This window comes from Candidatus Nitrosopumilus sp. bin_68KS (genome assembly GCF_054095825.1).
This window is the reverse complement of the sequence record NZ_JBSWSP010000026.1, coordinates 1-10,140: the sequence shown is the minus strand read 5'-3', so window position 1 is coordinate 10,140 and position 10,140 is coordinate 1. Positions and strand designations below refer to the sequence as shown.

Below are 10,140 nucleotides of genomic sequence, written 5' to 3'. Positions count from 1 at the left end.
TTTTTAGAGGTTTCATAATTAATGACAGATTTGTTTGTAAAAAATATCTGAAACATTGAGGCTGTAAAGTTGATTTGGTGAGGAATATTCATGTCAGTGGCCATATCATCAAGTGCGGTAGAAAATAGAAGATTAAATCTTTCTAGTTTGGAATATAGTTTATTTTTTATTTTGTTAATAGTCTTAATTGATGCAATTGCAGCACTTACAGAAATAGGATTTCCTGCAAAAGTACTTGCCTGATAGACCTTTCCCCCCGGAGATAATAAATCCATGATTTCTTTTCTTCCACCTACTGCAGCAATTGTAAAACCATTGCTCAGGGCTTTAGCCATAGTAGTTATGTCAGGTTTGATTCCAAAATATTCTTGAGCACCACCTGGTGCAACTCTAAATCCAGTAACAACTTCATCAAAAATTAATGGAATGTTATTTTCTTTGGTAATTTTTCTTAAATCAGAAAGGAAATTATTTTCAGGCAAAATCAAACCCATGTTAGCCAAGATTGGTTCTACAATTATTCCAGCAACATCTTTATTTTTTTGTATTGTCTTTTGAAGATCTTCAATGTTGTTATATTGTACAACTAGTGTATTTTTTGAAACTTCATCTAATCCACCATCTGAAACTGAAATTCCATTATGTGCAGAACCAGATCCAGCTTTTACCAATACAGAATCATGCGCACCATGATAACCGCCTTCAAATTTAATTATTTTTTTCTTTTTTGTAAAACCACGAGCTAATCTAATTGCAGTCATTGTTGCCTCACCGCCAGTATTCACTAATCGTACTTTGTCAATGGATGGAAAATTTCCAATGATTAATTTTGATAATTCAATTTCAGTCTCTGTTGGAGTGCAGTAGAGTGTTCCTTTAGAGAGTTGATTTGAGACAGCAGAAATAATTTCTTTTCTTCTATGTCCTAAGAGTAATGCACCATAACCATTACAAAAATCAATATACTTTTTGTTCTCTGCATCCCAAAGATATGCACCGTTTGATTTTTTTGTAAAGAATGGATATGGCTCAAAATATCTAACAGGACTATTTACTCCTGAAGGAATAACTTTTTTTGCGTCTGAGAATAATTTTGAATTAGTCATCATCATAGGCTAAACTAGGTCATTATTATTCGTAAAAAACACGGTTTTTGGAGTTATTTAGGCATAAATTATGTATTAGATGAATTTTGAGATTTTTCTTTTATTCTTTGGGCATGAAATTTTTTCCTAAATAGAAATGCCATAATGATTGTTCCAACATATGGAGCACTCCAATAAAGCCACAAATTATCCATCACTCCAGACAATATAGCAGGTGCCAAGGCTCTTGCAGGATTCATCGATGCCCCAGAAATAAATGTCAAGAAAAAAATATCCAACCCCACAATACCACCAATTGCAATTCCACTAAACCCTTTGAGCCCCTTTGTGTACACTACTGTGAAGATAACTGCCATAAGTAATGCAGATGCCAATACCTCTACTGAAAAAATTAAAAATATCGAATAATCATAATTTGGTGCATTAGCTCCCAGATTTGCATCTTTTCCAATAAACGTCATTACAAATAGTGAGCCAAGTATTGCACCAATAATTTCAGCTGCAAAATACCAAATTATTTGTATTTTAGAAATATGTCCTGTAATGTAATAGCCTATAGTTACTGCAGGATTGAAATGAGCAAGAGATATTTTTCCAAATGAATAGACACCAATGATTAATGCAATAAAAGGAGTAACTGCTGCAAACCAGATACCATATGGACCACCAATTTGAACATCATAAACAATAGAACCTGTTGCAAAAATTACAAGAATGAAAGTGCCAATTAATTCTACTGTAAAGATTTGAAGATTAGAATACACCATTATCAGTCCCCTAGTTTTTTAATTAGGTTTAACACTTCAGATTTTATTTGATCACGAATTTTTCTTAATTCTTCAATCTCTATATCTTTAGGATCAGAAATATTCCAATTAATTACATCATTTGCAAATAATGCCGGGCATGACTCTTTATCTATGCACCCCATATTGACAGTGATAGATTGAGTAATCATTTCATTTGTCAATTCTTTTGGTTTTTGTTGTGTTATGTCAATTCCAATCTCATTCATCACATCAACTACATTTGGGATTAGTTGTGATTTTGGTTTAGTTCCTGCACTTAGTACATCAAAATGAGGAGCAAATTTTCTCAAGAATCCTTCAGCCATCTGGCTACGGCCTGCATTTTCTACGCACACAAAAAGGATTTTTTTAGAATTTTCCATATAATCAAATAAATAATAGTTTATATAAATTTAAATTGATATGAATGGAGTAAGTCTGTTAAAATGTATTTGTGATGAAACAAGATTTGAGATTCTTGAATTATTACAAAAAAACAAAGAGTTGTGTGTGAATGATTTTGTTGAAAAATTAAAAAAAGATCAACCGCTAGTATCACACCATCTAAAGACACTGAAAAAATGCGGTATTGTCAAATCTAGAGATGAGGGGAAAAAAGCAATGTATTCGATTTCCAGTAACCAGTTGTCAGTATTGATTTCAAGTGTTACAAATGCTAGCAAGAAGATACCAATTCTTTGTTCGGATGATTCTTGCTGTTAAAATTTTTCAGTTCTCAATACACCAACATCACTTACATAGAGAACTATAGCAAAGTTTGCAAATAATGTTTGAGATATTTCCTCAATAATGTCAGAAAGTTTTTCTTCTCTCATTATTACTTCAACTTTAACATTTTTTTCATTCTTAAAACCTTGACCACGTAAACCACGTGCTCCATTTCCATCAACTTCATAAGTTGTGTATCCTGTAATTTCATGTTTTTTTAAAATTTCAATGATATTTTTTTGAGCAAGAATTTCACAAGTGATTGTAAGTAATTTTACATTGTAGAGTTTCATATCCAATCCTTTATGATATAATTGAATAAGTCTATCGATCCTTCTCCAGTATGAACAATGGATGAAATTGTAAACATTATTGGTAACAATACAATAATGTTGTAAGGGAATGTTATTCCTAATGCAGATGTAATGTAAAGACTTGGATTTGCTTGAGGAATTGCATGTCGCAATACTGCAGGGGCTGCAATAAATGAAGCACTAGCTAACAACAATCCAAACATTACTGCACCACCAAGACTCAAGCCCATTGCTGTTGCAACCAAAACTCCAATAATTCCATTAAAAGTAGGCATGATTATAGCAAATGCAGTGAGAAAAATTCCAACTTTTTTGATATCATCTAATCTTTGACCTGCAATTATTCCCATCTCTATCATAAAAATTACAATTGCACCAGTAAACATTTCATCAAATACTATTTTGATTGAGATAAATCCATCCTCCCCAATTATGTATCCAATCACAATACTTCCAAGTAAAATCACTATAGCCTTGCCAGTTATTGACTCATGTAAGACCTGAGATAGTTTTGTTTTTGTTCCCTGTAATCCCATGTCAATATCAGATGCATTATCACCAGCAAATGATTTTTTCTTTGCTTTGATTTGTTTTGATACTGCCATATTTGTCAAAAAGATGGCCAAGATGAATGCAACAGGTTCTAGTACTGCTAAAATTGCTGCAAGGTATCCCTCTGATGAAACACCCTGATTTTTGAGAAAAGATAGGCCAACTGAAAATGTTACAGCTCCTACTGCACCATATGTTGATGCCAATGCATATGAGTCAAAAATATTGAATTTACCCAATCTTCTTAAAATTTGATAGTGATTCAAAGTAAACAATAGTGAAAGTCCGATTGCAACCAACATTGGAATTAACATATTTTCAAATCCAGTATTTCTCATCTCTATTCCACCATGAAGACCAATTGCAGCTAAGAGATAGATAGGTAAAAATTCTGAAATGGCTTCAGGGATTTTCAAATCAGATTTTATTCTAGCTGCTATAATTCCAAATAAGAAAAACAAAATGATTGGAGTAAGAAGATTTGATTGAATTAATTGTAATATATCCATTTGAATAATACAAAAAAAAATCGGCAGAATAAAAATTAAGACATTAAATTATCAAACAAATAGGTGAATTTGATAAATAATATCAAAAAAACAGGGTTTAAAATAAAAAAATAAGAAAAAACCTACTCTACGTAGAATCCTTTAGCCCAGTCATCAGTGTTTCGTAAATCTTTGCTACTGGGAGTTTTTGCTTTTTCAACATCAAACATTGCATCATAGATTGGATTGTTTGGATGATATCCTTGGCATTCAAAGTCAAAAATGTTTTCTAGTGCAAAATTATTTTTGACATAACTTTCTTCTGTATTTGGATTTGTAGAGATCACATAATCAGTTGATCTACAATTAGAATAGTTGAATCCACGAATTTCTTCATCACCAGATATTATCTTTACATCAATGTCAACAAGTTCCCGATTACCAGTTCCAACTAGGCCAAGGATTTTTAGATTGTCATCAACATGTTTGTATAACATTGGATAGTCTCCCACAATTCCTCTAAACTCTATAGTAGGATATGCTGCTTTTCTTGTGAATTGTTGAGTTCCAACAGTATCTTTACCACTTGCAATGTTTGTTGCTTCAGTTGCAGAAAGCACATCACCTTGCTTGAACATGGAGAATTCTACAGTTTCAACACCATCTTCAAAAGTGAATATAGCAAAAACACTCAAATCCTTGTCAGTGTTTTGAAGTGGTTCTTCATATTCATGGATTAAATCAATGGATTTCCAAGAAGGTTCATCGCCTCTTAGTTCATCATAATACATATTTAATGAATTAATTCCTGAACATTCAAATCCCAATTGATGAGCAGTTACAAACCCACTCTTTCCAGTAAATCCTTCTTCTTTGTCTGTCAATGTTGTAATTTTTGTATTAGTTACACGACAACTTGAAAAATCCAATGCTCTGTATACTTTTTCACCATTAGTAAATTCAACTAAGGCATTAAAGTCATCATTTGAGGAACCAGAATAACCGGAAACTTTTCTTGCATTATCAATTTTGCTTTGCAATAATGGATAGTAATCCAAGACACCTTCTACTGAGAATTCAGGTTTTACATTACGTACAGATTCAGCATATCCTGAAATTAAATCAAACACAGGAAATTGAATTTTTTCTTTACCCTCATTAAAGGTGAAGGTCACAAATGTTTTCATTCCATTTACGAAATTAAATCCAGAATCATCATGGTCTATCCTAATTCCTAAAGGTAGTTTTTGAGATTCATTATTAGAATTCAATCCACTACATACAAAGTCAATTTCATCTACTATTGCAAATCCAACTTCTTTAGTATAACTTTCATAATCATTAGAATCAAGTGTTTCAACTTTATAGTTGTCAACTCTACAATTGTTGTAATCAAGTGAGATTATAGATTCCCCCTCTTTTACAAAATCAGCAACAACATCAAAGTATTTGAATTGATGATCAAATGCAGCATTTGAGTATCGATAAATGTATGCCTCATCCATTGCTTTGTGCAATAATGGAGAATGAGTAATAGTCCCTTCTACCGAAAAAGAAACTCCTGAATCATCAACAAAATTTTCACCCATTTCGAAAACAGGAAACTCGTGTGTTTCAATTCCATCTCTGAATGTAAATGTCAGTACAGGCATAACGTCACCCACCATTTTGTAGTTTCTTTCTTCAGCGTATGCATTTGAAATATCAAATGTGGATACTGTGAATAAAACAACAATGCTAAAAATTGCAATGTTCTTTGCGTTTTTGTAAGTCATTAAATACAAAAACAAAAAATCAGGCTATAAGCTGTGTCATGGTTCTATACTAATAAAATATAGTCATAGATAGTACACCTATTTCTATATAGAACATGTTCAAATTAATTCTAAAAATATAAAATAAATTTATTCACAATTAATTAGAAGATCTGTTTTAGAATCTGCTGGAGAATAACATCCATCAGAATCATCTCCACCATCCATTACATCAGAACCTGAATTGGAATAGAGTATGTCAAATCCAGAATCACCTTTTAGGACATCATTTCCAGATCCACCCAATAAGGTATCAGATCCATCATTACCATAAATTATATCATCGTCATTACCGCCAAAGATACAATCATTTCCATCATTACCACTAATAATATCAGCACCATCTAAGCCAAAAATAAGATCATCGCCAGGAGTTCCCTGAATGAAATCATCAGTATTTGTACCTACGATCATGTTGTAATCAGAATAAACATGCCCACATGCATTAATTGTAATGGTTTGATATGCTTCTGCAGTATTTCCAGCATTATCAAATGCAATCCAAGTAACTTTGTTTACTCCAAGAGAAAATTCTTCAGGAGCATTATTCAATATAGATTTAATTCCACTTTCACTATCAGCAGCTATTGCCTTACCAATATTTACAAAAGTAGTCAATCCAGTAGCTTCTAAAATCAAATCAGTTGGAGGCATTATTGTTGGGTTAATTTTATCACGTGAAAAAGATTCAATTATTTCGGGAGATATAACTTCAGGAATTTCAATTACTTCAATTATTTCAGGTTCAGTGTAAAAAGGAGTCTCAAGTGAATAAATTTTGTGGGCACTAGAGTCTACAATTAGTAATTCACCATTAATTCCTAATGCAATATCAGTAGGATTTCTAAAGGTTTGTGAAAAAGGTCCATTTTTCTGAAAGATATTAAGGTATAAACCAACTTCTTGATCAAGTGATAGAACTTTCCCGCTTTCAGAGTTTACAACATATATTTTTCCATCAGGGGAAATTTCAATTCCTCCAGGGGAGAATGTAAAACCATATCCAGTAAATGGTAATGACTTTATCCAATTACCAAAAGAATCAAATTTTTCAATTTTACGATTTCCTTTATCTGTTACATACACATATCCTTGATCATCAACATCCAATCCAATTGCCGTAAGAAATTGACCTGGCCCCATTCCACTTGAACCAAAAGATAAAACAAATTCTCCATCAGATGTGAATTTTTGAATTCTTTGATTACCTGTATCTACAACATAGACAAAATTCTCAGAATCAACTGCTATACCATTTGGATATTTGAATTCTCCATCATGAATTCCTTTACTTCCCCACTGATCAGCAAATGTTCCATTAAGATAAAATTTTTGAATTTTGTGTAAATCATGATCTGCAACATAGACAAAATTACTATCCACTGCTATTCCAGCAGGATAATGAAATTCTCCAGGTAAAGTTCCACTCTGTCCCCAGTGAGTAAGATATTGGCCATCACTTGAGAATTTTTGAATTCTTTTATTTCCCAAGTCACTGACATAGGAATTTCCTTGCTCGTCAACTGCGATAAATTCAGGATATGAGAAATGGCCATCTTTTGAAATTCCAAATTGACCCCACTCTGAGATTAGATCATAATCTCCCAGAGCAAACGAAGAAGGAATCAAAGCACTTGATACTAAAAATATTGTAAAAACCATGACAAGCAGGACTAACTTTGACAACAGATACTTTTTCTAAAATTTGGCAAAGATCAACAGAGTTAACAAATATTTCATTTTTTGTCAACTTTGTGTCAAAATGGTTTGTTTACTTCACGCGTAAAGACATAGCTTGCAAGACCCACCATAACTAAAACAAATACAGAGATTACTCCCAGGCTCAAAACAATTGAAATTCCTCCTTCTGAGACACCAGTCATCAATTCCCTTACAAGCAATACTGTGTATGTGACAGGATTGAGTTTTGCAATTATTGCAAGCCAATCAGGAAGTAACTCTAATGGGAACAAAGCAGGACTCAACATGAACAGGGGCATTCCTAGAAAATTAATCACACCCCAAAAAGTTTCTTGAGACTTTGCAGTGGCTGCAACAATTACAGATATTCCAGAAAATCCCAATGAAAATAAAATTACAATTGCCATAATTGGCGCAATCATTATAGGATTAGGAAAGTTTACACCAATTGCTAAAGCAATCCCCACAATCAAACTAGCTTGCATAGCTGCAATCAAAGAAATTGCAGACATTTTTCCAAGTGCAATGGCAGAACGAGAAATTGGAGAAGTTAGAGCCTTATTCATAAAACCATAACGTCTATCCCACAAAGTATTGACACCACCAAAAATACTTGTAAAAATTGCAGTTAGAATAATGACACCAGGTGCCATAAATTCAATGTATTCACCTTCAAATCCAACAGATTGAATTAATGGTTGTGTTCCTGAAAATATATTTCCTACAACTATAATCCAAATTGCAGGTTGAATTAAACGAATTAAAACACCGCTTCGAGATTTTTTGTATCTCTTTAACTCTCTCCAAAAAATTGTATACGTATCATACATCAATGTACTCATGCACGTAACCTCTTCATCTTTGCATGTTCTAGTTTTCGATTAAACTTTGAATCATCATCTCTTATTTCATGTCCAGTGTATGAAATGAATACATCATCAAGAGTTGGTTGAGTTAGAGCAATGGAAATAATTTTTATTTTAAGTTCAGCTGAAATTTGAAATACTTTTGGAATTACTTCTGCTCCATTTGAGGCAAAAAGAGTTAGTTTGGAGCCATCTACATTAATCTTGGTTACAAACTCTATCTTATGAAGTTCAGATAAAAATGAATCATGTTTTTTTTCATCCTCAATAATTATGGAAATCACTTCGTTACCCATTGCATTTTTCATATTTATGGGAGTATCAATTACCTGTATTTTTCCACCATCAATAATGCCTACTCTATCACAGAGTTGATCTGCCTCCTCCATATAGTGAGTTGTAAGAAAGATAGTCATATCAAATTCATCGTGGATTTTTTTCAGATATTTCCAAATTTTTCTACGTGTTTGAATATCCAAGCCCACAGTAGGCTCATCAAGAAACAATACTTTCGGTCTATGTAATAGACCACCTGCAATATCTAATCTTTTTCTCATCCCACCTGAATAGGTAACTACAGAGTCATGTTGTTTGTCACTTAATTCAATTAATTCTAAAATATCGTCAATTCTTTTATTGATTTGATTTTTTGGAATATGATTGAGTTTTGCTTGCAAAATCAAATTCTCTCTACCAGTCAGATATTCATCGACAGTAGTTTCTTGTTGGACATACCCAATACTTTCTCGAACTTTTTTTGCATCAGTCATTACATCAAATCCAGAGATCAAAGCTTGGCCAGATGTTGGTTTTAGCAAAGTGGTAAGAATCATCATAGTTGTACTTTTTCCAGCACCGTTAGGACCTAGAAATCCAAATATTTCTCCACTTTCAACTGAAAAAGAGATATCATTTACAGCAATCACACCTCCAAATGATTTTGTAAGAGATTTTGTTTCTATAGCCGACAATACTTTGATCGCATAATGCAATTATAAATTGCTAAGTATTCATTGGAGAACACAAAAAAAATTTAAAGAGTATGCAGAGAACTTGGAGTATGATAGGATTATGTCAAAAATGCCATTCATCAAATGTAGAGATAACGGTTCAGGAAGGAATCCCTGTTTGTAAAGTATGTTCAAAGAAAACAGACTAGACAAAAAAGGTTATTTTTAAAAAAGAAGGGAAAGATCATTCAAGTTTTTTGAATTCTTCTTTGCTCATTCTTAAAATGACTCGTTCTCCAATTCCCCAAATTTCAGATTTGGATAAAATTTTTGAATGCATCAAACCGTCACTTACTTCAATGGATTCAAGTTCATTGGTGTCAGGGTTTCTATGTAATCGTTTGACTTTACCAATTTTATGACCATCGATGTCAACCACAGATACTCCTGTTCTTACTGGAGGTCTGCTAAGAAGCAAAGTTTCCTCAGAAAATTTGTCAATGTAATCCTCTGAAAGAAAATAATCCTTGTTGAATCCTTGATGAATTGTCACTCCAGATACTGTGAGGGTATCTTGATGGATGTGGATATGTTTGACTTTACCATATTGAATTCCCTCTCTATCTATGACTTTTTTTCCAGTAAAAGAGTCAGCAGTGGCAATGTTTGTAGGCATTCCTTCTAGTTTTACGGACATGGTGCCTTATCTGCAGATTTGCTTATCATACCAGATATCAGAAATTTCTATCAATGGGGTTAAATTACTTGACAGAAAAAATTACGCATGGAGATAAAGGAGACATTGTTCAGACCAATCCTAATTACAAAAGGA

The 10,140-nt window shown here is 32.8% G+C and carries 11 protein-coding genes; 1 reads left to right on the top strand and 10 read right to left on the bottom strand.

Translation table 11 applies throughout. The features are described from left to right. The 3 genes from ACW9W3_RS09590 to ACW9W3_RS09580 all read right to left on the bottom strand — a co-directional run. Positions 1-1,109, bottom strand: a 1,109-nt coding sequence (locus ACW9W3_RS09590) for an aspartate aminotransferase family protein (protein WP_457765923.1), incomplete at its 3' end; no start/stop codon positions are given. 65 nt (positions 1,110-1,174) lie between these two features. After that, positions 1,175-1,873: an MIP/aquaporin family protein gene (locus ACW9W3_RS09585; RefSeq protein ID WP_457765922.1), complete on the bottom strand. Its 699-nt coding sequence runs from the start codon at positions 1,871-1,873 to the stop codon at positions 1,175-1,177. 2 nt (positions 1,874-1,875) lie between these two features. After that, positions 1,876-2,277, bottom strand: a complete 402-nt coding sequence (locus tag ACW9W3_RS09580) for an arsenate reductase ArsC (protein ID WP_457765921.1) — start codon at positions 2,275-2,277, stop codon at positions 1,876-1,878. A gap of 40 nt (positions 2,278-2,317) precedes the next feature. On the opposite strand from ACW9W3_RS09580, the gene ACW9W3_RS09575 reads away from it, so the two are divergent. Next, a complete protein-coding gene (locus tag ACW9W3_RS09575; RefSeq protein ID WP_457765920.1) occupies positions 2,318-2,617 on the top strand; it encodes an ArsR/SmtB family transcription factor in 300 nt (99 codons plus the stop codon). On the opposite strand, the gene ACW9W3_RS09570 is transcribed toward ACW9W3_RS09575, so the two are convergent. The 7 genes from ACW9W3_RS09570 to ACW9W3_RS09540 form a co-directional block, all read right to left on the bottom strand. Beyond that, a complete protein-coding gene (locus ACW9W3_RS09570; protein ID WP_457765919.1) occupies positions 2,614-2,916 on the bottom strand; it encodes a P-II family nitrogen regulator in 303 nt (100 codons plus the stop codon). The two genes, ACW9W3_RS09575 and ACW9W3_RS09570, sit on opposite strands and share 4 nt — an antisense overlap. Further along, positions 2,913-3,998: a sodium-dependent bicarbonate transport family permease gene (locus ACW9W3_RS09565; protein ID WP_457765918.1), complete on the bottom strand. Its 1,086-nt coding sequence runs from the start codon at positions 3,996-3,998 to the stop codon at positions 2,913-2,915. Before ACW9W3_RS09565 ends, ACW9W3_RS09570 begins: the two co-directional genes overlap by 4 nt. 122 nt (positions 3,999-4,120) lie before the next feature. After that, positions 4,121-5,752 (bottom strand): hypothetical protein, encoded by a 1,632-nt coding sequence (locus ACW9W3_RS09560; protein WP_457765917.1) that lies wholly within the window; start codon positions 5,750-5,752, stop codon positions 4,121-4,123. Between the two features lie 129 nt (positions 5,753-5,881). Next, positions 5,882-7,453, bottom strand: coding sequence for a 6-bladed beta-propeller (locus tag ACW9W3_RS09555; protein WP_457765916.1), 1,572 nt, complete (start codon positions 7,451-7,453; stop codon positions 5,882-5,884). Positions 7,454-7,548: 95 nt separating this feature from the next. Beyond that, entirely contained in the window at positions 7,549-8,334 is a 786-nt protein-coding gene (locus ACW9W3_RS09550) for an ABC transporter permease (RefSeq protein ID WP_457765915.1), read from the bottom strand. After that, on the bottom strand, positions 8,331-9,329 hold the full coding sequence (locus ACW9W3_RS09545) for an ATP-binding cassette domain-containing protein (protein ID WP_457765914.1): 999 nt from the start codon (positions 9,327-9,329) through the stop codon (positions 8,331-8,333). Before ACW9W3_RS09545 ends, ACW9W3_RS09550 begins: the two co-directional genes overlap by 4 nt. A 223-nt stretch (positions 9,330-9,552) precedes the next feature. After that, a complete protein-coding gene (locus tag ACW9W3_RS09540) occupies positions 9,553-10,005 on the bottom strand; it encodes a hypothetical protein (protein WP_457765913.1) in 453 nt (150 codons plus the stop codon). Positions 10,006-10,140: the final 135 nt, after the last annotated feature.